At 58.2% G+C, this 23,411-nt stretch carries 22 protein-coding genes; 15 read left to right on the forward strand and 7 right to left on the reverse strand.

Translation table 11 applies throughout. The annotated features are described in order from the left end of the window. Positions 1-19: 19 nt before the first annotated feature. The 7 genes from PMI22_RS00995 to map all read right to left on the reverse strand — a co-directional run bounded on the left by PMI22_RS00995 (position 20) and on the right by map (position 8,344). Complete coding sequence (locus PMI22_RS00995) at positions 20-424, reverse strand: SufE family protein (protein ID WP_007949317.1); 405 nt, start codon at positions 422-424, stop codon at positions 20-22. After that, positions 421-1,626, reverse strand: coding sequence for an aminotransferase class V-fold PLP-dependent enzyme (locus PMI22_RS00990; RefSeq protein WP_007949320.1), 1,206 nt, complete (start codon positions 1,624-1,626; stop codon positions 421-423). The genes PMI22_RS00995 and PMI22_RS00990 overlap by 4 nt, the downstream gene beginning before the upstream one ends. 80 nt (positions 1,627-1,706) lie before the next feature. Then, the gene (gene dapD, locus PMI22_RS00985; protein WP_007949321.1) at positions 1,707-2,741 is read right to left on the reverse strand and encodes a 2,3,4,5-tetrahydropyridine-2,6-dicarboxylate N-succinyltransferase; all 1,035 of its coding nucleotides are present in this window, start codon (positions 2,739-2,741) and stop codon (positions 1,707-1,709) included. 33 nt (positions 2,742-2,774) lie between these two features. Then, entirely contained in the window at positions 2,775-3,137 is a 363-nt protein-coding gene (locus tag PMI22_RS00980; protein ID WP_007949322.1) for an ArsC family reductase, read from the reverse strand. Between the two features lie 323 nt (positions 3,138-3,460). Further along, a complete protein-coding gene (gene dapC / locus PMI22_RS00975; RefSeq protein ID WP_007949323.1) occupies positions 3,461-4,660 on the reverse strand; it encodes a succinyldiaminopimelate transaminase in 1,200 nt (399 codons plus the stop codon). Positions 4,661-4,809: 149 nt separating this feature from the next. Next, on the reverse strand, positions 4,810-7,512 hold the full coding sequence (locus PMI22_RS00970) for a [protein-PII] uridylyltransferase (protein WP_007949325.1): 2,703 nt from the start codon (positions 7,510-7,512) through the stop codon (positions 4,810-4,812). Positions 7,513-7,561: 49 nt separating this feature from the next. Continuing rightward, positions 7,562-8,344, reverse strand: a complete 783-nt coding sequence (gene map, locus PMI22_RS00965; RefSeq protein WP_007949326.1) for a type I methionyl aminopeptidase — start codon at positions 8,342-8,344, stop codon at positions 7,562-7,564. A gap of 372 nt (positions 8,345-8,716) precedes the next feature. On the opposite strand from map, the gene rpsB reads away from it, so the two are divergent. From rpsB to rnhB, 15 genes are all read left to right on the forward strand, one after another. Next, positions 8,717-9,454, forward strand: a complete 738-nt coding sequence (gene rpsB, locus PMI22_RS00960) for a 30S ribosomal protein S2 (protein ID WP_003189158.1) — start codon at positions 8,717-8,719, stop codon at positions 9,452-9,454. Positions 9,455-9,645: 191 nt separating this feature from the next. Next, positions 9,646-10,509: a translation elongation factor Ts gene (gene tsf, locus PMI22_RS00955; protein WP_007949329.1), complete on the forward strand. Its 864-nt coding sequence runs from the start codon at positions 9,646-9,648 to the stop codon at positions 10,507-10,509. A 212-nt stretch (positions 10,510-10,721) separates the two neighbouring features. Beyond that, entirely contained in the window at positions 10,722-11,465 is a 744-nt protein-coding gene (gene pyrH / locus PMI22_RS00950; protein ID WP_003172271.1) for a UMP kinase, read from the forward strand. Further along, positions 11,462-12,019: a ribosome recycling factor gene (gene frr / locus PMI22_RS00945; RefSeq protein ID WP_007949335.1), complete on the forward strand. Its 558-nt coding sequence runs from the start codon at positions 11,462-11,464 to the stop codon at positions 12,017-12,019. The genes pyrH and frr overlap by 4 nt, the downstream gene beginning before the upstream one ends. A 13-nt stretch (positions 12,020-12,032) precedes the next feature. Next, complete coding sequence (uppS, locus tag PMI22_RS00940; RefSeq protein ID WP_007949336.1) at positions 12,033-12,788, forward strand: polyprenyl diphosphate synthase; 756 nt, start codon at positions 12,033-12,035, stop codon at positions 12,786-12,788. Beyond that, positions 12,788-13,594, forward strand: coding sequence for a phosphatidate cytidylyltransferase (locus PMI22_RS00935; RefSeq protein ID WP_007949337.1), 807 nt, complete (start codon positions 12,788-12,790; stop codon positions 13,592-13,594). The genes uppS and PMI22_RS00935 overlap by 1 nt, the downstream gene beginning before the upstream one ends. Further along, positions 13,591-14,781 carry a 1-deoxy-D-xylulose-5-phosphate reductoisomerase gene (ispC, locus tag PMI22_RS00930; protein ID WP_007949338.1) on the forward strand — a complete coding sequence of 397 codons (1,191 nt, stop codon included), beginning with the start codon at positions 13,591-13,593 and terminating at the stop codon, positions 14,779-14,781. The genes PMI22_RS00935 and ispC overlap by 4 nt, the downstream gene beginning before the upstream one ends. 53 nt (positions 14,782-14,834) lie before the next feature. Continuing rightward, on the forward strand, positions 14,835-16,187 hold the full coding sequence (gene rseP / locus PMI22_RS00925) for a sigma E protease regulator RseP (RefSeq protein WP_007949339.1): 1,353 nt from the start codon (positions 14,835-14,837) through the stop codon (positions 16,185-16,187). 75 nt (positions 16,188-16,262) lie between these two features. Then, the gene (bamA, locus tag PMI22_RS00920; protein WP_007949340.1) at positions 16,263-18,653 is read left to right on the forward strand and encodes an outer membrane protein assembly factor BamA; all 2,391 of its coding nucleotides are present in this window, start codon (positions 16,263-16,265) and stop codon (positions 18,651-18,653) included. A gap of 45 nt (positions 18,654-18,698) precedes the next feature. Continuing rightward, on the forward strand, positions 18,699-19,202 hold the full coding sequence (locus PMI22_RS00915; protein WP_007949341.1) for an OmpH family outer membrane protein: 504 nt from the start codon (positions 18,699-18,701) through the stop codon (positions 19,200-19,202). Between the two features lie 2 nt (positions 19,203-19,204). Further along, positions 19,205-20,260 carry a UDP-3-O-(3-hydroxymyristoyl)glucosamine N-acyltransferase gene (lpxD, locus tag PMI22_RS00910; protein ID WP_007949342.1) on the forward strand — a complete coding sequence of 352 codons (1,056 nt, stop codon included), beginning with the start codon at positions 19,205-19,207 and terminating at the stop codon, positions 20,258-20,260. A 108-nt stretch (positions 20,261-20,368) separates the two neighbouring features. Next, a complete protein-coding gene (gene fabZ / locus PMI22_RS00905) occupies positions 20,369-20,809 on the forward strand; it encodes a 3-hydroxyacyl-ACP dehydratase FabZ (RefSeq protein ID WP_007907157.1) in 441 nt (146 codons plus the stop codon). After that, entirely contained in the window at positions 20,806-21,582 is a 777-nt protein-coding gene (lpxA, locus tag PMI22_RS00900; RefSeq protein WP_007949343.1) for an acyl-ACP--UDP-N-acetylglucosamine O-acyltransferase, read from the forward strand. The genes fabZ and lpxA overlap by 4 nt, the downstream gene beginning before the upstream one ends. Before the next feature lie 2 nt (positions 21,583-21,584). Next, positions 21,585-22,715 (forward strand): lipid-A-disaccharide synthase, encoded by a 1,131-nt coding sequence (gene lpxB / locus PMI22_RS00895; protein WP_007949344.1) that lies wholly within the window; start codon positions 21,585-21,587, stop codon positions 22,713-22,715. 11 nt (positions 22,716-22,726) lie between these two features. Beyond that, positions 22,727-23,353, forward strand: coding sequence for a ribonuclease HII (gene rnhB / locus PMI22_RS00890; protein ID WP_007949345.1), 627 nt, complete (start codon positions 22,727-22,729; stop codon positions 23,351-23,353). Positions 23,354-23,411: the final 58 nt, after the last annotated feature.

Here is a 23,411-nt window from a genome sequence, read left to right on the forward strand (position 1 = left end):
CCCTCCGCCAGTTCGGCGATTAACCAGCCAACTCATTCATCCGCTGAAGCACGGCATTGAGGCCATTGCTGCGCGACGACGACAGTTGCCGCGAAAGCCCGAGCTGATTGAACCACTCCGGCAAATCCACCTGCCGCAACTCAGTCGCCGACAACCCGTTGACCCGCGCCAGCAGCAACGCCACCAACCCGCGAATCAAACGCGCATCGCTAGTCGCCGCAAACTGCCAATGGCCATCTTGCAGCGAGCCCACCAACCAGACCTGGCTTTCACAGCCATGCACGCGGTTGGCATCAACTTTATCCACATCACTCAACACAGGCAGGCGGTCACCCCATTGCATCAACAACCGCGCCCGCTGTTCCCAGCCAGCCGCGTTTTGAAACGTATCCAGCACCGTCACCGCGTCGACAGGCAGGCTCATCGCAACAACTCCAGCGCATGGTCCAGCGCTTCAAAGAACCGCTCCAGGTCTTCGGAATCGTTATACAGCGCCAACGACACCCGAATCGCCCCGGCCAACTCGAAGCTTTTGAGCAACGGCATGGCGCAGTGATGTCCTGCTCGAACCGCAATCCCCTGCTCGGTCAGCAAATGCGCCAGATCAGAGTTATGCACACCCTCGACGACAAAACTGGCCAGTGCCAGTTGCGGCGTGCCCAACAGCCGAATGCCATTGCGTGCTTCAAGACCTTTCACCAAATAATCATGCAGTGCTGCTTCATGCTCAGACACCGCGTCCTGATCGAGGGCCGCCAGATAATCCAGCGTCGCCCCCAAACCAATCACACTGGCAATCGCCGGCGTTCCGGCTTCAAAACCGAGCGGAGCGGGGCGAAAGCGAGCGCTTTGGTAGTCCGCATCCAGCACCATTTCGCCGCCAAATTGCCAGTGGCGCAGGTGTTTCAGCGCTTCATTGCGCCCGTACAACACACCGAGTCCATCAGGACCGTAGAGCTTGTGACTGGAAAATACATAAAAATCGCAACCCAGCGCCTGCACGTCATGCCGACCATGCACCACGCCTTGCGCGCCATCGACCACCGTCAATGCGCCGTGCGCTTGCGCCATCGTCAGCAGCGCGGGTAACGGTTGCCAGGCGCCAAGCACATTGGACAGCTGACTGATCGCGAGCAAGCGGGTTCGTGGGTTGATCAACTGCGCGGCGGCATCCAGGTCGATCAAACCGTCGGCATTCAGCGGCAGGATCACCAGTTTCAGCTCGCGCCGCTGGGCCAGTTGCTGCCATGGCAGCAGGTTGGCGTGATGCTCCAGGGCGCTGATGACAATCTCATCGCCCGGATTGAAAAGAGGTTCCAGGCCATATGCCAGGAGGTTCAGCGCAGAAGTCGCGCCGTGGGTAAAAATGATCTGCCCGCCATCGCCGGCATTCAGCCATTGGGCGACCTTGCTGCGGCTGGCCTCGAACGCCTGGGTGGCATGGGCGCCGGGCAGGTGTTGCGCTCGATGCACATTGGCTGTGCCGTTGGCGTAGTAATGCGTCAGGGCATCCAGCAGGGCTTGAGGTTTTTGCGTGGTGGCGGCGTTGTCCAGATAGGTCTGGTCTTGCCGTTGCAGAGCGGCGATGGCCGGAAAATCGGCGCGCCAGGGAGAGGGGATCATCATGTTATTCGGCCCTGGTAAACATGGGCGGGTGTACGCCAGACCCTGTGGGAGTGAGCCTCCCACAGGTAAGCATTCGACGCTTAGTTGTGAGCGTGCAGCGCTTCGTTCAGTTCGATGGCCGATTTGTGGGTTTTGCACTCCACGGCACCGGTCTCCGAATTGCGTCGGAACAACAGATCCGGTTGACCGGCCAGTTCACGCGCCTTGACGACCTTGACCAGCTTGTTGTGCTCGTCCAGCAACGCCACTTTGGTGCCAGCGGTCACGTACAGGCCCGACTCAACGGTGTTGCGGTCGCCCAACGGGATACCGATACCGGCGTTCGCGCCGATCAGGCAGCCTTCGCCGACCTTGATCACGATGTTGCCGCCGCCCGACAGGGTACCCATGGTCGAGCAACCGCCGCCCAGGTCCGAACCTTTGCCGACGAACACACCTGCCGATACACGACCTTCGATCATGCCCGGACCTTCGGTGCCGGCGTTGAAGTTAATGAAACCTTCGTGCATCACGGTGGTGCCTTCGCCCACATAAGCGCCCAGACGGATACGCGCCGCGTCAGCGATACGCACGCCGGCCGGAACCACGTAGTCGGTCATTTTCGGGAACTTGTCCACCGAGAACACTTCCAGCAACTCGCCACGCAGGCGGGCTTCCAGTTGATGTTCGGCCAGTTCGGACAGGTCGATGGCGCCCTGGCTGGTCCAGGCCACGTTCGGCAGCAACGGGAACACGCCGGCCAGGTTCAGGCCGTGCGGCTTGACCAGGCGGTGGGACAGCAGGTGCAGCTTGAGGTACGCCTCAGGCGTGGACGTCAGCTGAGCGTCTTCAGCCAGAATGGTCGCGACCAATGGCTTGTGGCTTTCGGCCAGGCGGGTCAGCAGCGCCGCCTGGGCCGCGTCAACGCCTTTCAGGGCTTCAGCCAGTTGCGACGCCTGAGCGGTGCTGAACGCGATGGCCTGATTGCCTTCGGTGTAGCCCAGAGCCGGCGCGATGGCCGCGACCAGTTCGGCCGACGGGTTGAGCAGTGGCTGTGCGTAAAACACTTCCAGCCACGCGCCTTGACGGTTTTGAGTACCAACACCAAAGGCCAGACTGAACAGGGTAGTGGACATGTGAATACCTCTAACAAAATTGAACGGGCTGGCTTACTTGAGCGCTGCCGCGTAGATATCTGGCTTGAAGCCAATCAGGGTTCGGTCACCGAGATCGAGCACCGGGCGCTTGATCATCGAGGGTTGTGCGAGCATCAGTTCGATGGCTTTCGGCTGGTCGAGATCGGCTTTGCGTTCGTCGTCGAGCTTGCGAAAGGTCGTGCCTGCACGGTTCAACACCACTTGCCAGCCGTGCTCGTCGCACCATTGGGTCAGGTGTTCACGGTCTATACCGGCCGTTTTGTAATCATGAAAGTCATAGCTGACAGCGTGTTCATCGAGCCAGGTGCGCGCCTTTTTCATGGTGTCGCAGGCTTTGATGCCGAAAAGGTGCAACGTTTTGCTTGAAACGGTCAAGGAATTGCCCCCTTTGCAGGTGCTGAAAAAAAATGGTGACGGATTATGCCATGGAAGCGCAAAACCTGTGGGAGTGAGCCCGCTCGCGATTGCGCAGGATCAATCAACCTCCATGGTGGATGTTACATCGCAATCGGGAACAGGCTCGCTCCCACAGGGTTCTCGGGCAGTTCCAAGGTCCTTCATGCAGTCTAAACGCCTAATATGGCACTTCGAATCTGTCGATTACCTTAGCCCTTGCGGCAGAAGGCGCTGCGGGCACAGCGCCTGGCGTTGTATAGCCGGAATACGCATCACCCGATGGGGGTGATGTTGGCCCGTGGTTACTTGTGACGCTGAATAAAGTCGCGAATCCGCTCGGCAGCCTCGACGCATTCTGCCAGTGGCGCTACCAGTGCCATGCGCACTCGACCGGCGCCTGGATTGGCCCCGTCAACATTGCGCGACAGATACGATCCCGGTACCACCGTCACGTGTTCCTCAACAAACAGATCACGGCAGAACGCTTCATCATCGCCGTCCACATTGGGCCACAAGTAAAAACCGCCGTCCGGACGCTGCACGTCCATCACCGGGCCGAGGATTTCCAGCACGGCATCGTACTTCTCGCGGTACAGCACGCGGTTGGCGCGCACATGCACTTCGTCGTTCCACGCGGCAACGCTGGCCAGTTGGGTCTGAACCGGCATCGCGCAACCGTGGTAGGTGCGGTACAGCAGGAAGCCTTTGAGAATGTCGGCGTCTCCCGCCACGAAACCCGAACGCAGGCCTGGCAGGTTGGAACGTTTGGACAGGCTGTGGAACACCACGCAACGCTTGAAGTCTTTGCGGCCCAATTCCACGCAGGCGCTGAGCAGGCCGCCGGGCGGAGTTTGTTCGTCGAAATACAGTTCGCTGTAGCACTCGTCGGCGGCGATCACGAAGTCGTATTCGTCGGCCAGGGCGATCAGCTTCTTCAGGGTGTCGACCGGAATCAGTGCGCCGGTCGGATTGCCTGGCGAGCACAGGAACAGGATCTGGCAACGCTTCCAGATGTCCGGCGAAACCGTGTCGAAGTCCGGGTTGAAGCCGTTTTCATCCAGGCATGGCAGGTAGTGCGGCTTGGCGCCGGCGAGAAATGCCGCGCCTTCGTAGATCTGATAGAACGGGTTCGGGCTGACCACCAACGCGTCTTCGCCACGGTTGACCACGGTCTGGGTGAAGGCAAACAACGCTTCGCGAGTGCCGTTTACCGGCAGTACGTTGCGCGCCGGGTCGAGCCAGCCGTTCGGGACGCTGAAGCGGCGTTCGCACCAGGCGGCGATGGCTTCACGTAGCGCCGGGATGCCGAGGGTGGTCGGGTACACAGCCATCTGATCCAGGTTGCTGGCCAGGGCTTCGGCCACAAAGCTCGGCGAGCGGTGCTTTGGCTCACCGATGGACAGCGCGATAGGGCGTTTGTCCGGGTTTGGCGTGACGCTGCCGAGCAGGGCGCGGAGCTTCTCGAACGGGTAAGGCTGGAGCTGGGTCAGAGCGTTGTTCATGGGGGCCTCTTTTAATGTGGGAGCTGGCTTGTGTGGGAGCCGGCTTGCCCGCGATGCAGGCGCCTCGGTCTGTCAGATACACCGAGGTGCTGCTATCGCGGACAAGCCCGCTCCCACACAAGCGCTTCCCACAGGGAAAGTTGGTTAATTCAGATACTCAGGCGTGACAATTTGATATCGGGTTCGTGGCTGACGCTCAGCTGATCAACGATTGCATCCTGCAAGCGGCTGCACAGCAGCGGGTCGGACAGCTGATGGTTATTGGCGTCGGTAATGAAGAACACGTCCTCCACCCGCTCGCCCAGCGTGGCAATTTTGGCGTTTTTCAGCGACAGGTCGAACTCCAGGAAAATCGTGCCAATCCGCGCCAACAGTCCCGGACGATCTGGAGCTGTGAGTTCCAGTACGGTCACCGGACGCTGGGCGTCGTTGTGAATCGTCACCTGTGGCGCAAAGGCGAAATGCTTGAGCTGGCGTGGCACTCGACGCTGGATGATGGTCGGGTAGTTGTCCGGGTTGCGCAGGGCCTCGGTCAGCCCTTCGCGAATCTGTTTGACCCGCGCCGGGTTGTCGCCAATCGAGTCGCCGTCAGTGTCGAGCACAATGTAGGTGTCGAGGGTGAACTGGCTGCTGGAGGTGATCACTCGGGCGTCGTGAATGTTCAGGTTGAGCTGGTCCATCGCGGCCACGGTCACGGCGAAGAAATCGTGCTGGTCTGGTGCATAAATAAAGATCTGTGTGCCGCCCTCGAATTCTCGCTGAGTGGTTTCCTTGATCAGCACCAGTGGCCCGCCGTCGGTCGGGTGCTGGAGAATCGCGTCACTGTGCCAGGCTACGTCGCCGGCGGTGTGGCGCAGAAAGTAGTCGTCGCCCAATTGCGCCCACAGTTGCTCGATATCGTCCGGGTCGGTACCGCCACGGACGAGGATGTCCAGCGCCGCGCTCTGGGTCTGGCGGATTTGTTCTTCGCGATCGACCGGATTTTCCAGGCCGCGACGCAGGGCACGCTTGGTCTCGGTGTAGAGCTGGCGCAACAGGCTGGCGCGCCAGGAGTTCCACAGGGTCGGGTTCGTGGCGTTGATGTCGGCGACCGTCAGCACGTACAGATAATCGAGACGGGTTTCGTCGCTGACGGCCTGGGCGAAATCGTGGATCACCTGGGGGTCGGACAAGTCTTTGCGCTGGGCCGTAGTCGACATCACCAGATGGTTTTGCACCAGCCAGACGATCAGGCGAGTGTCCCAAACCGGCAGCTGATGGCGCTGGCAAAAGGCTTCTGCATCTACTGCGCCGATATCCGAATGGTCGCCGTGCCGACCCTTGCCGATGTCGTGATACAGACCGGCCAGGTAAATCAGCTCAGGCTTGGGCAGTTTGCCCATGAGCTTACTGGCCAATGCGAATTTTTCTGACGCCTGGGTGTACTGCAACTTACGCAGGTGTTTGATCAGGTTGAGGGTGTGAGCGTCGACCGTGTAAATGTGGAACAGGTCGTGTTGCATCTGGCCGACAATGAATCCGAACTCCGGCAAGTAGCGCCCGAGGATGCCGTAACGGTTCATCCGGCGCAGGTTGCGGTGGATGCCGATCTTGCACTTGAACAGCTCGATAAACAGGCTGGTGTTACGAATGTCGTTACGGAAGTCGTCATCGATAAGGTGACGGTTTTCACGCAACAGACGGATGGTGTCGGCGCGCACGCCTTTGATTTCCGGTTGCTGGGCCATGAGCACGAAGATTTCGAGCATGGCGAATGGCGTGCGGCGGAATACGTTGTCGTTACGTGCCTCGATATAGCCGTCATGCAACTGGAACCGCGAGTTGATCGGTTGCGGTGGCGCTTCATCGTCCGGGGCGAGGATGACTTCCTCGAAGTGCTGGATGATCAGGTCGCTGAGCTGGGCAATGCTCATGACCACCCGGTAGTACTGCTGCATGAAGTTTTCGATGGCTTGCTTGGCGTCATCGCCGACGAACCCCAGCAGCCCGGCGATCGAGCGCTGGTGATCGAACAGCAAGCGATCCTCGGCGCGACCGGCGAGCATGTGCAGCGCGTAACGGACTTTCCACAGAAACTCCTGGGAGGAGGCCAGCAGGGCGTTTTCGCTTTCGACCAGAAAACCTTCACCCGCTAGTGCGCGCAGGTTCAGGGTGCCGTATTCACGACGGGCCACCCACAGAATCGTCTGGATATCCCGCAGGCCTCCGGGCGAGCCTTTGACGTTGGGTTCCAGGTTGTATTCGGTGTCGTTGTATTTGTGGTGACGGGCCTTCTGCTCGGCGCGCTTGGCGAGGAAGAAGTCTTTGCTCGGCCACATGTGCGCGGTGCTGGTGACGTCCAGCATGCGCTGGCGCAGGCGTTCAGGACCGCAGATGGTGCGGCTTTCCATCAGGTTGGTGACGACCGTCAGGTCGGCGCGGGCCTCAACGGCGCATTCGTCCACCGAGCGAACGCTCTGGCCGACTTCCAGGCCGATGTCCCACAGCAACGTCAGAAAACGCTCGATGGAATCGCGGAAAATTTCGTGGTCGGCGCTGTCCAGGAGGATCAGCAAATCGATGTCGGAATACGGGTGCAATTCACCGCGACCATAGCCACCGACCGCGACCAGCGCGATGTCGGCGTCTTCGCTCCAGTTAAACTGCTCCCAGGCCTTTTGCAGGATGTTATCGACGAACCAGGCGCGATCCTCGATCAGCCGGCGAATGTCGCGGCCGTTGCGAAAGCGCCCGTCGAGCACCTCGCGGGCCTGGCGGATCGCCTTCTTGAAGGCCGCGATCGGGCTTGCCTTCAGGGCCAGTTCAGCCTGGAACTGGCCGCGGTCGAAGAGTTCTGGATCCACCTGCGGCATCGATTGGCTTTCCTGTCTATCTATAAGGCTGAGAGCTGCGCGGCTCGGATCAGGCCGAAACGCGGGCGATGGTGTCATCGCTGCGCAAGGTGAAGATCTCGTAACCGGTTTCGGTGACCAGCAGGGTGTGCTCCCACTGGGCCGACAGCTTGCGGTCCTTGGTGATCGCGGTCCAGCCATCGCCCAATACCTTGGTGTCGGCCTTGCCCTGGTTGATCATCGGCTCGATGGTGAAGGTCATGCCCGCTTTCAGTTCCATGCCGGTGCCGGCGCGGCCGTAATGCAGGATCTGCGGCTCTTCATGGAAAACCTTGCCGATGCCGTGACCGCAGAACTCGCGAACCACCGAGAAACCGTTCTTTTCCGCGTGTTTCTGGATGATTTCGCCGATGTCGCCGAGGCGGCAGCCGGGTTTGACGATTTCAATCGCCTTGTACATGCATTCCTGGGTCACTTGCGACAGGCGCTCGGCCCAGACCGGTACGGAGCCGACGTGGAACATGCGGCTGGTGTCGCCGTGGTAACCGTCCTTGATGACGGTGACGTCGATGTTCAGGGTGTCGCCATCCTTCAGCGGCTTCTCGTTCGGAATGCCGTGGCAGACCACGTGGTTGATCGAGGTACAGATCGACTTCGGGTAACCCTTGTAGTTGAGCGGGGCAGGGATGGCTTGCTGCTCGTTGACGATATAGTCGTGGCAGATGCGATCCAGCTCTTCGGTGGTGATGCCCGGTTTGACATGTTCGGCAATCATTTCCAGCACATCGGCAGCCAGTTTGCCGGCGATGCGCATTTTTGCGATGTCCTCTGGGGTTTTGAGGGTGACGGTCATACAGGCTCTCTCTGCGCTCGATGGCGCTTGTTGAAACGAAATGGGCGGTGTGCGATCTATCTACGCGGCCCTGAAAAACCTGATTCTATCAGACGATCAGCGCAAATCTGCGCCTCTGTGCGTCGCATCGCCCTATAGATTGGCGCATTCTTGAACGATTCCAAGGGACTAATTAAGACACGTGCCAGGTTTTGAGAATCCGGGTTCCGTTTTTTGCAGTCTTGTGGTATAAAATGCGCCGCTTTCCGGGGATACCCCGAAAGGCTTAAATCCACACACGTGTCGACACGATGACCTGGGTGCCTTCAGCTGAAGCTGCTGGTTGGTCATTGGGATACGTGGAGGCCAAACCCGACTTATTAAGGAACTATCATGTCCCAAGTCAACATGCGCGATATGCTGAAGGCCGGTGTGCACTTCGGTCACCAAACCCGTTACTGGAACCCGAAAATGGGTAAATACATTTTCGGCGCGCGTAACAAGATCCACATCATCAACCTTGAAAAAACCCTGCCAATGTTCAACGAAGCTCTGACTTTCGTAGAGCGTCTGGCCCAGGGCAAAAACAAGATTCTGTTCGTCGGCACCAAGCGTTCCGCTGGCAAGATCGTTGCTGAAGAAGCAGCACGTTGCGGTTCGCCGTACGTCGATCACCGCTGGTTGGGTGGCATGCTGACCAACTTCAAAACCATCCGTGCTTCCATCAAGCGTCTGCGTGACCTTGAAGTGCAAGCCGAAGACGGTACGTTCGCCAAGCTGACCAAGAAAGAAGCGCTGATGCGCTCCCGTGACCTGGAAAAGCTGGATCGTTCCCTGGGTGGTATCAAGGACATGGGCGGTCTGCCAGACGCTCTGTTCGTTATCGACGTTGATCACGAGCGCATCGCGATCACCGAAGCCAACAAGCTGGGCATCCCGGTTATCGGCGTAGTCGATACCAACAGCAGCCCGGAAGGCGTTGACTACATCATCCCAGGCAACGATGACGCAATCCGCGCTATCCAGTTGTACATGGGTTCGATGGCTGACGCTGTAATCCGCGGTCGCAACCACGTTGCTGGCGGCACCGAGCAGTTCGTTGAAGAAGCTCCGGTAGCAGCGGCTGAGTAACTGACGCCTTGGCGTTGACTCAGTAAGCAAAAAGGGGGCTTGGCCCCCTTTTTGCCACCTCGAAAACCGTTTGTCGGCCCCGCACTTGCAGAGCTGTAACGTGCAGCGGCTTACAACGGTGGTTCGGGAAGAATTGATCGCCCGTTCGATCGGGTGGAATGGTTGAAAACCTATCCAAGAGGATTTTGAAAATGGCAGCAATTACTGCAGCGTTGGTTAAAGAACTGCGTGAGCGTACCGGCGAAGGCATGATGGATTGCAAGAAGGCCCTGGAAAAGGCTGACGGCGACATCGAAAAAGCCATTGATGATATGCGTGCTTCCGGCGCAATCAAGGCTGCCAAGAAAGCAGGCAACGTGGCTGCTGAAGGCGCTATCGCTCTGAAAGAAGACGGCAAATCTGCTGTTCTGCTGGAAGTAAACTCGCAGACTGACTTCCTGGCCCTGCAGGACGACTTCAAGGCATTTGTTGCTGCTAGCGTTGAAAAAGCGTTCGCCGACAAACTGACTGACGTCGCTCCGCTGATCGCCGCTCAAGAAGCTGATCGCCTGGTATTGGTTGGCAAGGTTGGCGAAAACGTCAACATCCGTCGCCTCGTACGCGTTGAAGGTGATGTTGTTGGTGGTTACCTGCACGGCAACAAGATCGGTGTTGCAGTTGTCCTGAAAGGCGGCAACGTTGAACTGGCCAAAGACATCGCTATGCACGTAGCGGCCAGCAACCCAGAGTTCCTGCTGCCTTCGGAAGTTTCTGCCGAAGCGATCGAGCGTGAAAAAGCTGTGTTCCTGCAGCTGAACGAAGAAAAAATCAAAGGCAAGCCAGAAAACATTGTTGAAAATATGGTCAAAGGCCGTATCAGCAAGTTCCTGGCTGAAGCAAGCCTGGTTGAGCAGGCGTTCGTCAAGAACCCTGAAATCAAGGTTGGCGAACTGGCCAAGAAAGCCGGTGCTGAAATCGTTTCCTTCACCTACTTCAAAGTAGGCGAAGGCATCGAGAAGCCAGTAGACAACTTCGCTGAAGAAGTTGCCGCTCAGCTGGCCGCTGCCAAGTCGTAAGACGGTTTTTTAAACTGTCGCCCTGAAGAGGCTGCCCGCTTACGCGCGCAGCCTCTTTTCAGATGGGCCACCAGATTTTTATTGGTTTCCCTTTGGAACTGGCTTACAAAGCCATGTTCCGATGGCGCTGAAGCAGCGCCAAGCTAGAGTGAGCGCAGCTGCAAACAGCTCGCAAAGAATTTTTTTAAAATACGCCGCAGGAGAGATTCGCAATGGCTCAGCAGGGCAGTGGTTATCAGGCTCGCTATAAACGCATTCTACTCAAGCTTAGCGGCGAGGCCCTGATGGGCTCGGAAGAGTTCGGGATCGATCCGAAGGTTCTGGATCGCATGGCGCTGGAAGTCGGCCAACTGGTCGGTATCGGTGTTCAGGTCGGTCTGGTGATCGGTGGTGGTAACCTGTTCCGCGGTGCAGCGCTGAGCGCGGCCGGCATGGATCGGGTGACTGGCGATCACATGGGCATGCTGGCCACTGTGATGAACGCCCTGGCCATGCGCGATGCGCTGGAGCGTGCCAATATCTCGGCCATCGTGATGTCGGCGATTTCCATGGTGGGTGTGACCGATCACTATGATCGTCGCAAAGCCATGCGCCACCTGAACGCCAAGGAAGTGGTGATTTTCGCGGCCGGTACCGGTAATCCGTTCTTCACCACGGATTCGGCAGCCTGCTTGCGCGCAATCGAAATCGATGCCGATGTCGTGCTCAAGGCGACCAAGGTCGATGGCGTCTACACCGCTGACCCGTTCAAAGACCCGCATGCCGAGAAGTTCGATCATCTGACTTACGATGAAGTGCTGGATCGCAAGCTGGGTGTGATGGATCTGACAGCCATTTGTCTGTGCCGCGACCACAAGATGCCGTTGCGCGTCTTTAACATGAACAAGCCCGGCGCCCTGCTGAATATCGTGCATGGTGGCGCTGAAGGGACCCTGATCGAGGAAGGCCAACAATGATCAATGAAATCAAGAAAGACGCTCAAGAGCGTATGCAGAAATCCCTGGACTCTCTGAATCATGCATTTGGTCAGATTCGTACCGGCAAGGCCCACCCAAGCATTCTGGGTAGTGTGATGGTGCCGTACTACGGCACAGACACTTCCATTACCCAAGTGGCGAACATCACGGTAAAAGACTCCCGGACCCTGCAAGTCGTCGCGTTTGAGCGCAACATGCTCGCGGCTGTCGACAAGGCGATCCAGAGTGCTGGCCTGAACCTCAACCCGACCAACCTGGGTGAGTTGCTGCTGATCTCCATGCCTGCCCTGACTGAAGAAACCCGCAAGGGCTTCACCAAGCAGGCGCGTAGCGCAGCTGAAGATGCGCGTGTTGCCGTGCGCAACATTCGTCGCGATGCCCTGGGTGACCTTAAGAAACTGGTCAAAGACAAGGAAATCAGCGAAGACGAAGAGCGTCGTGCTGCTGCTGATATCCAGAAGCTGACCGACAAGGCTGAGGCTGACATCGATGCGGCCACCAAGCAGAAAGAAGCCGACCTGATGGCCGTATAAGGGTCGCGTTTTCATGGATAAGACCAAGCAGACTGTGCCGTCCGCGGTGCCGCGCCATGTCGCGATCATCATGGATGGTAATAATCGCTGGGCGAAGAAGCGCTTTATGCCGGGTGTCGCCGGGCATAAAGCGGGCGTGGATGCGGTTCGTGCCGTCATCGAGGTGTGTGCCGAGGCCAAGGTCGAGGTGTTGACCCTGTTTGCCTTCTCCAGTGAGAACTGGCAACGCCCGGCGGATGAAGTCAGTGCCTTGATGGATTTGTTCTTCAAGGCGTTGCGTCGCGAGGCCAAGCGCCTCAATGACAACAACATCAGTCTGCGCATCATCGGTGATCGTTCGCGCTTTCATCCCGAGCTTCAGGCTGCCATGCGTGAAGCTGAGGCGATGACTGCCGGTGCCAACCGCTTTGTCTTGCAGATCGCCGCCAATTACGGCGGTCAGTGGGACATCGCGCAGGCCGCTCAGCGTCTGGCGCGGGAGGTTCAGGCCGGGCATCTGCGTCCGGAAGACATCACGCCTGAATTGCTGCAAACCTGTCTGGCCACCGGCGATCTGCCGTTGCCGGACTTGTGCATCCGTACCGGTGGCGAGCACCGCATCAGCAACTTCCTGCTGTGGCAGCTGGCTTACGCCGAGTTGTACTTCTCCGACCTGTTCTGGCCGGACTTCAAACACGACGCCATGCGAAGCGCACTGGCCGATTTCGCTTCTCGCCAGCGCCGCTTCGGTAAAACGAGCGAGCAGGTCGAGAATGGAGCCCGGGTTTAATGCTTAAACAACGAATCATCACCGCGCTGATCCTGCTGCCGATCGCTTTGTGCGGGTTTTTCCTGCTTAAAGGTTCCAGCTTTGCGCTGTTCATCGGGTTTGTAGTGACGCTTGGTGCTTGGGAATGGGCGCGGCTGGCCGGCTTCACTGCTCAGCCTGTTCGCGTTGCCTATGCCGTTGTGGTCGCACTGATTCTGTTCATCATGTATATCCTGCCAGGGCTCGCGCCTTGGGTATTGGGCGCTTCGGTGCTCTGGTGGGGCGTGGCGACGTATCTGGTGCTGACGTACCCGCGCTCCAGCGAGCACTGGGCCAGCGCCGCCAGTAAGCTGGTGATCGGTCTGCTGATTCTGTTGCCGGCCTGGCAAGGCTTGGTCCAGATCAAGCAGGAGCCCTTGGGTAACTGGCTGATCATGGCGGTGATGGTGCTGGTCTGGGGGGCTGATATCGGCGCGTACTTTTCCGGGCGGGCCTTTGGCAAGCGCAAGCTGGCGCCGCAGGTCAGCCCTGGCAAAAGCTGGGAAGGCGTGTACGGCGGTTTGCTGCTGAGTCTGGTGATCACCGCGATCGTCGGCCTGGTGCGCGACTGGAGTTTCGCCCAGATGCTGATGGGGTTGATCGGTGCGGCCGTGATCGTCTTCATCTCGGTGGTAGGTGACCTCACAGAGAGCATGTTCAAGCGTCAATCGGGCATCAAGGACAGCAGTAATCTGCTGCCGGGTCATGGCGGTGTCCTGGATCGAATCGACAGCCTGACGGCTGCAATTCCGGTGTTCGCCGTGCTGTTGTGGATGGCTGCACCGTGAGCCGCCCACAGCAGATTACTGTCTTGGGGGCCACCGGTTCGATTGGTCTGAGCACCCTGGACGTGATTGCTCGTCACCCGGCGCGTTACCAGGTTTTCGCCTTGAGCGGGTTTACTCGACTGAGTGAGTTGTTGGCCTTGTGCGTGCGTCATACGCCGCGGTTTGCTGTTGTACCGCAAGCAAGCACGGCTCGAACCCTGCAGGACGATTTGCGCGCAGCTGGCCTGTCGACTCGTGTGCTGGTAGGGGAGGAGGGGTTGTGTCAGGTTGCTTCCGATCCTGAGGTCGATGCGGTCATGGCGGCCATCGTTGGCGCGGCGGGATTGCGTCCGACCCTGGCGGCGGTCGAGGCAGGCAAGAAAATTCTGCTGGCTAACAAAGAAGCGCTGGTGATGTCCGGGGCGCTGTTCATGCAGGCTGTGCGCAAAAGCGGTTCGGTCCTGCTGCCGATCGACAGTGAGCACAACGCGATTTTCCAGTGCATGCCACAGGATTTCGCTCGTGGGCTTGGTGCGGTCGGCGTGCGTCGGATTCTTCTGACCGCCTCTGGTGGCCCGTTCCGACAGACACCAATGGCCGAACTGGCGCATGTTACGCCTGACCAGGCGTGTGCTCATCCGAACTGGTCTATGGGGCGCAAAATTTCGGTCGATTCGGCCAGCATGATGAACAAGGGGCTCGAGTTGATCGAGGCCTGCTGGCTGTTCGACGCCAAACCGTCCCAGGTTGAAGTCGTGATTCACCCTCAGAGCGTGATTCATTCTCTGGTCGACTACATCGATGGTTCGGTGCTGGCCCAATTGGGCAATCCGGATATGCGCACGCCGATCGCAAACGCCCTGGCCTGGCCGGAGCGTATTGACTCGGGGGTGGCGCCGCTGGATCTGTTTGCCATTGCGCGTCTGGATTTCCAGGCCCCCGATGAAGAGCGTTTTCCTTGCCTGCGCCTTGCGCGTCAGGCTGCCGAGGCTGGCAATAGCGCACCGGCGATGCTCAATGCCGCGAATGAAGTGGCTGTTGCGGCGTTTCTCGACGGGCGGGTTCGCTACCCGGAAATCGCGAGTATCATCGAGGAAGTGTTGAGCCTCGAACCTGTCGTAGTGGTGGAGGATCTCGAGGCGGTGTTCACGGCTGACGCGAAGGCGCGAGTCCTGGCCGGACAATGGCTGAGTCGTCACGGGCGATAAGTGCTGCGATACGTTGGCCCATGCGGCACTGAATAGGATTGCGGAGAAAGTAGATGAGCGCGCTCTATATGATTGTCGGCACCCTGGTGGCATTGGGTGTGCTGGTTACCTTTCACGAATTCGGCCATTTCTGGGTCGCACGTCGCTGTGGGGTCAAAGTGCTGCGTTTCTCCGTAGGCTTCGGCATGCCGCTGCTGCGCTGGCACGACAAGCAAGGTACCGAGTTCGTGGTGGCTGCCATTCCACTGGGCGGCTACGTGAAGATGCTCGATGAGCGCGAAGGCGAAGTACCGGCCGATCAGCTCGAGCATTCCTTCAATCGCAAATCAGTCCGTCAGCGAATCGCCATTGTGGCGGCAGGCCCCATCGCCAATTTCCTGTTGGCATTGGTGTTTTTCTGGGCGTTGGCGATGCTCGGCACGGAGCAGGTGCGACCAGTCATCGGCGCAGTCGAGTCCGGCAGTATTGCCGCCAGGGCCGGTTTGAGCGCTGGTCAGGAAATCATTGCCATTGATGGCGAGCCGACTTCCGGCTGGGCAGCGGTGAATCTGCAACTGGTTCGACGTCTTGGCGAGAGTGGTTCACTTCAATTGTTGGTGCGTGAGCAGGGCTCCATGACGGACTCTCCTCGCGAGCTGGCGCTGGATAAATGGCTTAAGGGGGCTGACGAGCCGGATCCGATTCGTTCGTTGGGTATCCGTCCTTGGCGCCCGGCGTTGCCTCCTGTATTGGCCGAGATTGATCCGAAAGGGCCGGCGCAGGCCGCAGGACTGAAGACCGGTGACCGGCTGCTGGCACTCGATGGCAAGGCGCTGGATGACTGGCAGCAAGTGGTCGATACCGTCCGTATGCACCCGAATGCCAAAATCATGCTGCGCGTCGAACGCGATGGTGCTCAAATCGACGCCCCTGTTACGTTGGCCGCTCGCGGCGAGAGCAAGGCACCTACCGGTTATATGGGGGCCGGGGTGAAAGCGGTCGATTGGCCGCCAGAGATGATTCGCGAAGTCAGTTACGGCCCTGTGGCCGCGATTGGAGAGGGTGCGCGACGCACCTGGACCATGAGCGTACTGACCCTCGATTCGCTCAAGAAAATGTTGTTCGGTGAGCTCTCGGTAAAAAACTTGAGTGGACCGATAACCATTGCTAAAGTGGCGGGCGCTTCTGCCCAGTCGGGCGTTGCTGACTTCCTGAATTTCCTTGCATATCTGAGTATTAGCCTGGGGGTTCTGAATTTGTTGCCCATTCCTGTACTGGATGGGGGGCATTTGTTGTTTTATCTGATCGAGTGGGCGCGTGGTCGTCCCTTGTCGGATCGGGTGCAGGGTTGGGGGATACAGATCGGTATCAGTTTGGTGATCGGGGTGATGTTGCTCGCTCTGGTTAATGATCTGGGCCGTCTGTAACAACTTCGCTGAATTGCGAATCTGCCGCATTTTGCGGCAGTTTGTTTATTGCCAGTTGGAATAAGAAAGGACTTCATGAAACGTCTGCTGCTAACTGCGGTTCTCACCGTATTGATGATCGCCGAAGTTCACGCCGAGTCCTTCACTATCTCTGATATTCGCGTCAATGGCCTCCAGCGGGTCTCCGCGGGTAGCGTCTTTGGTGCTTTGCCGTTGAACGTCGGTGAACAGGCGGATGATCGTCGCCTGGTGGAATCCACTCGTGCTTTGTTCAAAACCGGGTTCTTTCAAGATATCCAGCTGGGCCGCGATGGCAACGTCCTGGTCATCACGGTAGTCGAGCGCCCGTCCGTTGCCAGTATCGAGATCGAGGGTAACAAGGCGATCTCCACTGAAGACCTGATGAAAGGCCTCAAACAATCCGGTCTGGCTGAAGGTGAGATCTTTCAGCGTGCCACGCTCGAAGGTGTGCGTAACGAACTGCAGCGCCAATACGTCGCCCAGGGTCGCTACTCCGCCACCGTCGACACCGAAGTGGTGCCGCAGCCGCGTAACCGCGTCGGCTTGAAGGTCAACATCAACGAAGGCACCGTCGCGGCTATCCAGCACATCAACGTGGTGGGTAACACCGTCTTCCCTGAAGAAGACCTGATCGACCTGTTCGAATTGAAGACCACCAACTGGCTGTCTTTCTTCAAGAACGACGACAAGTATGCGCGTGAAAAACTTTCCGGTGACCTGGAGCGTCTGCGCTCCTACTACCTGGACCGTGGCTATATCAACATGGATATCGCTTCGACCCAGGTGTCCATCACCCCGGACAAGAAACACGTCTACATCACTGTCAACGTCAACGAAGGCGACAAGTACACCGTTCGTGACGTCAAGCTGAGCGGTGACCTGAAAGTCCCTGAAGATCAGATCTCGTCCCTGCTTCTGGTTCAGAAAGGCCAGGTGTTCTCGCGCAAGCTGATGACCACCACATCGGAATTGATCACCCGCCGTCTGGGTAACGAGGGTTACACCTTCGCCAACGTCAACGGCGTGCCTCAGCCCCATAATGAAGACCACACCGTCGACATCACCTTCGCTGTGGACCCGGGCAAACGTGCTTACGTCAACCGTATCAATTTCCGTGGCAACACCAAGTCCGAAGACGAAGTGCTGCGCCGCGAAATGCGCCAGATGGAAGGCGGCTGGGCTTCGACCTACCTGATCGATCAGTCCAAGACGCGTCTTGAGCGCCTGGGCTTCTTCAAGGAAGTGAACGTCGAAACCCCGGCTGTGCCAGGTGTCGATGACCAGGTTGACGTGAACTACGGCGTCGAAGAGCAGGCTTCCGGTTCGATCACTGCCAGCATCGGCTTCGCACAAAGTGCCGGTCTGATCCTCGGTGGTTCGATCACTCAGAACAACTTCCTGGGTACTGGTAACAAGGTCAGCATCGGTTTGACCAAAAGCGAATACCAGAGCCGCTATAACTTCGGTTATGTCGACCCGTACTGGACGGCTGACGGTGTGAGCCTGGGCTACAACGCTTTCTATCGCACCACCGACTACGATGATCTCGATGTCGACGTAGCAAGCTATGCCGTAGACAGCCTGGGTGCTGGTGTAAGCGTCGGTTACCCGATCAGCGAAACATCGCGTCTGACCTTTGGTCTGTCTGCACAGCAAGACAAGATCAAGACCGGTCAATACACCGTCGACGAGATTTTCGACTTTGTTAACCGTGAAGGCGACGAATACCTGAACTTCAAGGCGTCGACGGGCTGGTCCGAGTCCACCCTGAACAAGGGCGTATTGGCGACCCGTGGTCATTCTCAAAGCTTGACGGCAGAAGTCACCGTGCCGGGCAGCGACCTGTCGTTCTTCAAGCTCGATTACCGTGGTCAGTTGTTCCAGCCATTGTCTGAAAACTACACCATGCGCCTGCACACTGAATTGGGGTATGGCGATGGGTACGGCTCGACCGATGGCTTGCCGTTCTATGAAAACTACTTTGCTGGTGGCTTCAATTCGGTTCGTGGCTTCAAGGACAGTACATTGGGGCCGCGCAGTACGCCGAGCCGCGGACAGCAAACCACCGGTAACGCGGGCACTCTTAATGACCCGGATCAGGATCCACTGCCGTTCGGCGGCAACGTCCTGATTCAAGGTGGTGCAGAGCTTCTGTTTCCGCTGCCGTTCGTCAAGGACCAGCGTTCCCTGCGTACCTCCGTATTCTGGGATGTGGGTAATGTGTTTGACTCCAAGTGCGAGCAGACCACCAATACCAACCCACAGTCGAAGTCCAATACGCAATGTAACGATGTCAGCTTGAGCAACATGGCCAGTTCCGTGGGTGTAGGTGTTACATGGGTCACTGCGCTGGGGCCGCTGAGTTTCGCGCTGGCCTTCCCGGTAAAAGAACCGGATAACTCTGAAACTCAAGTATTCCAATTCTCTCTTGGCCAGACGTTCTAAGCATCTGACCCAAAATAACGACAATGAATTTTGTAGGAGTGCATCGTGCGTAAGTTGACTCAATTGGTTCTCCTCGCAACCTTACTGGTAGCAGGTCCGGCTTTTGCCGACATGAAAATCGCCGTTCTGAACTATCAGATGGCACTGCTGGAATCCGACGCGGCCAAGAAATACGCGGTGGATGCCGAGAAAAAATTTGGCCCGCAACTGACCAAGCTCAAGACGCTGGAAAGCAGCGCCAAAGGCATTCAGGATCGTTTGATGGCCGGCGGCGACAAGATGCAGCAAGGCGAGCGTGAGCGCCTTGAACTCGAGTTCAAGCAAAAGGCCCGTGACTTCCAGTTCCAATCCAAGGAGCTGAATGAAGCCAAAGCCGTTGCCGACCGTGAAATGCTGAAGCAGCTCAAGCCGAAACTGGACAGCGCTGTGGAAGAAGTCATCAAGAAAGGTGCTTTTGACCTGGTCTTCGAGCGTGGCGCAGTGATTGATGTCAAACCTCAGTACGACATCACTCGCCAGGTTATCGAGCGCATGAATCAGCTGAAGTAATCATGACAGCGACGATAAAACTCGGTCAGTTGGCCGAGTTCCTTGGCGCCACGCTACGTGGCGACCCGGAGAAAGAAATTACTGGGCTGGCCACTTTGCAAGAGGCTGGCCCAGCTCAGTTGAGCTTTCTCGCAAATCCTCAGTACCGTAAATACCTGGCGGACAGCCGGGCCGCAGCACTGTTGCTGAAGGCCACTGATGCCGAAGGTTTTTCCGGTGATGCACTGCTGGTGCCTGATCCGTATCTGGCCTACGCGCGAATTTCCCATTTGTTCGATCCCAAGCCCAAGGCGCCCGCCGGCATTCACGCAACAGCGGTAGTGGCAGCGGACGCAGTGGTTGATCCTGCGGCGAGTATCGGTGCCTTTGCCGTGATCGAAAGCTGTGCGCGTATCGCCGCGGGTGTGACCATTGGGGCTCATTGCTTCATCGGTGCCCGTTGCGAGATTGGTGAGGGTGGCTGGCTGGCCCCGCGGGTCACGCTGTACCACGACGTACGCATCGGCAAACGAGTGGTCATTCAGTCAGGTGCCGTGCTCGGTGGCGAAGGTTTCGGTTTTGCCAACGAGAAAGGTGTCTGGCAGAAAATCGCCCAGATCGGTGGTGTGCTGGTTGGTGACGATGTGGAAATTGGCGTGAATACCGCTATTGATCGCGGTGCATTGGCCGATACCGTTCTTGGCAATGGTGTGAAGCTCGACAACCAGATCCAGATCGCCCACAACGTTCAGGTCGGTGATCACACCGCCATGGCCGCCTGTGTAGGGATCTCCGGCAGTACCAAAATCGGCAAGCATTGCATGCTCGCTGGCGGTGTAGGGCTGGTGGGACATATCGAAATTTGCGACAACGTTTTCATCACCGGGATGACCATGGTGACCCACTCGATTACCGAAAAGGGTTCCTATTCTTCCGGTACGGCAATGCAGCCAGCAGCCGAATGGCGCAAAAGCGCGGCTCGCATCCGTCAGCTCGATGACATCGCGCGGCGTCTGCGACAGCTGGAAAAGCGTGTAGGGGAAGTGACCCCTGACGGTAATGCTTCATCAGATGGCTGATACCATTTCCATATCAAGTGTGCACAGCCGTTAGACTGCTTGCTTGATTTGCTAGAGGAGCGTGTGTCAGTCGCGCGCTCCCAATCTTTACATAGGCTTCCCCCCGAAATGATGGACATCAACGAGATTCGCGAATACCTGCCTCACCGTTACCCGTTCCTGCTGGTGGACCGGGTCGTGGATCTGGATGTGGAAGGCAAGCGCATTCGCGCCTACAAGAATGTCAGCATCAACGAACCGTTCTTCAATGGTCACTTCCCTGCGCATCCAATCATGCCGGGTGTACTGATCATCGAGGCGATGGCTCAGGCTGCCGGGATCCTTGGTTTCAAAATGCTCGACGTGAAACCGGCGGACGGCACCCTTTACTACTTCGTAGGCTCTGACAAGCTGCGCTTCCGTCAGCCAGTGCTGCCGGGCGATCAGTTGATCCTCGAAGCCAAGTTCCTGAGCTGCAAGCGTCAGATCTGGAAGTTCGAATGCCAGGCTTCGGTCGACGGCAAACCAGTCTGCTCCGCCGAAATCATCTGTGCGGAACGCAAGCTATGAGTTTGATTGACCCTCGCGCAATCATCGATCCGACGGCCGTTCTGGCCGACGACGTCGAGGTCGGCCCATGGTCGATCGTCGGCGCAGGTGTGGAAATCGGCGAGGGAACAGTGATCGGGCCGCACGTGATTCTAAAAGGCCCGACCCGAATCGGTAAGCACAACCGTATCTACCAGTTTTCGTCGGTTGGTGAGGACACGCCCGATCTTAAATACAAAGGCGAAGAAACCCGTCTGGTCATCGGTGACCACAACGTCATCCGTGAAGGCGTGACGATTCATCGCGGGACGGTTCAGGACCGTTCGGAAACGACCCTGGGTGATCACAACCTGATCATGGCCTATGCCCATATCGGCCATGACAGCGTTATCGGCAATCACTGCATTCTGGTTAATAACACTGCGCTGGCCGGCCATGTGCACGTTGAAGACTGGGCGATCCTGTCCGGCTTCACCCTGGTCCACCAGTATTGCCACATTGGTGCCCACAGCTTTTCCGGCATGGGGACGGCCATCGGCAAGGACGTTCCAGCGTACGTCACGGTGTTCGGCAACCCTGCCGAAGCCCGCAGCATGAACTTCGAGGGCATGCGTCGCCGTGGTTTCAGCGAAGACGCGATCCACGCACTGCGTCGTGCCTATAAGGTGGTTTATCGCCAGGGGCTGACGATCGAGCAAGCGCTCATTGAACTCGCCGAACCCTCGGACCAGTTCCCGGAAGTCGCGGTTTTCCGTGACTCCATCCAGTCTTCGACTCGCGGCATCACCCGTTAATCATGGCTAATCTGCGTATTGCGCTGGTAGCGGGTGAGGCTTCCGGCGACATTCTGGGCGCGGGCCTCATGCGCGCACTCAAGGCTCAGCATCCGGCGGTGGAATTCATCGGTGTCGGTGGCCCGTTGATGCAAGCCGAAGGGTTGACCTCGTACTTCCCCATGGAACGGCTATCGGTCATGGGCCTGGTGGAAGTGTTGGGGCGCCTGCGTGAACTGCTGGCGCGTCGCAAAAAGTTGATCGCCGACCTGATCGCCGAAAAACCGGACGTGTTCATCGGTATCGATGCCCCGGACTTCAATCTCAATATCGAGCTCAAGTTGCGTCAGGCCGGGATCAAGACCGTGCATTACGTCAGCCCGTCGGTATGGGCGTGGCGCCAGAAGCGTGTGCTGAAGATTCGCGAAGGCTGCGACCTGATGCTGACGCTGTTCCCGTTCGAAGCGAAATTCTACGAAGAGAAGGGCGTGCCGGTGCGGTTTGTCGGGCATTCCCTGGCCGATGCTATTCCGCTGGAGGCTGATCGAGCTGCCGCGCGGGCTGAGCTTGATTTGCCGGACGGTCCGCTGGTTGCACTGATGCCCGGCAGTCGTGGGGGCGAAGTGGGCCGGCTCGGCGCGTTGTTCCTCGACACCGCCCAGCGCCTGCGCGCCCTGCGCCCGGGCGTGCGATTTGTCATGCCGTGCGCCAGCCCTGAACGCCGTGCACAGCTTGAAGCGCTGCTGGCCGGTCGCGATCTGCCGCTGACCTTGCTCGATGGTAAATCCCATCTGGCATTGGCAGCCTGCGACGCGGTGCTGATCGCTTCGGGTACGGCTACCCTTGAAGCGTTGCTGTACAAGCGGCCCATGGTGGTTGCGTATCGACTGGCGCCACTGACGTTCTGGATTCTCAAACGGATGGTGAAAAGTCCTTACGTTTCCTTGCCTAACCTGCTGGCCCAGCGTTTGTTGGTGCCCGAGTTGCTCCAGGACGACGCGACGGTAGAAGCCCTTGCACAAACACTTTCACCCTTGATTGAAGATGGCGAGGAACAGACTCGCGGCTTTGACGAAATTCACCGTACCTTGCGTCTGGACGCCTCCAATCAGGCGGCAGATGCAGTTCTGAAGCTGATCGGCCAAGTACAATGAGTAAAACAAGCATGCAAATGGGGCTGGATTTCACCTTGGTCGCTGAAGTTGAAGAGTTGGTTGCCGGTGTTGATGAAGTCGGTCGCGGTCCACTCTGCGGCGCCGTGGTGACGGCTGCGGTGATCCTTGATCCGAATCGCCCGATCCTCGGTCTCAACGATTCGAAGAAACTCACCGAAGCCCGCCGCGAAAAGCTCTACGACGAAATCTGTGAAAAAGCCCTGAGCTGGTGCATCGCTCGGGCCGAAGTCGAAGAAATCGATGAGCTGAACATCCTGCACGCCACCATGCTGGCAATGCAGCGCGCGGTCGAGGGCCTGCACATCCAGCCGAAACTGGCGATGATCGACGGCAATCGTTGCCCGAAACTGTCCATGCGTGCTGAAGCGGTAGTACAGGGCGACGGCAAGGTCCCGGCCATTGCGGCGGCATCGATTCTGGCCAAGGTCAGCCGTGATCGCGAAATGGCGGCATTTGAACTGATTTACCCGGGTTACGGCATCGGCGGGCACAAAGGCTACCCGACGCCCGTTCATCTGGAAGCGTTGGCCCGCCTGGGGCCCACGCCGATTCATCGTCGCTCGTTCGCCCCGGTGCGCCTGGCGTACGAGGCGCGTGAAAGTCTGATCGAGAGTTAGTCGCAAGGCTGATGTTTTTGCCAAGGCCCGGTACAATCCGGGCCTTGTTGTTTTCATG

This window comes from Pseudomonas sp. GM21, assembly GCF_000282215.1.
Taxonomy (GTDB): domain Bacteria; phylum Pseudomonadota; class Gammaproteobacteria; order Pseudomonadales; family Pseudomonadaceae; genus Aquipseudomonas.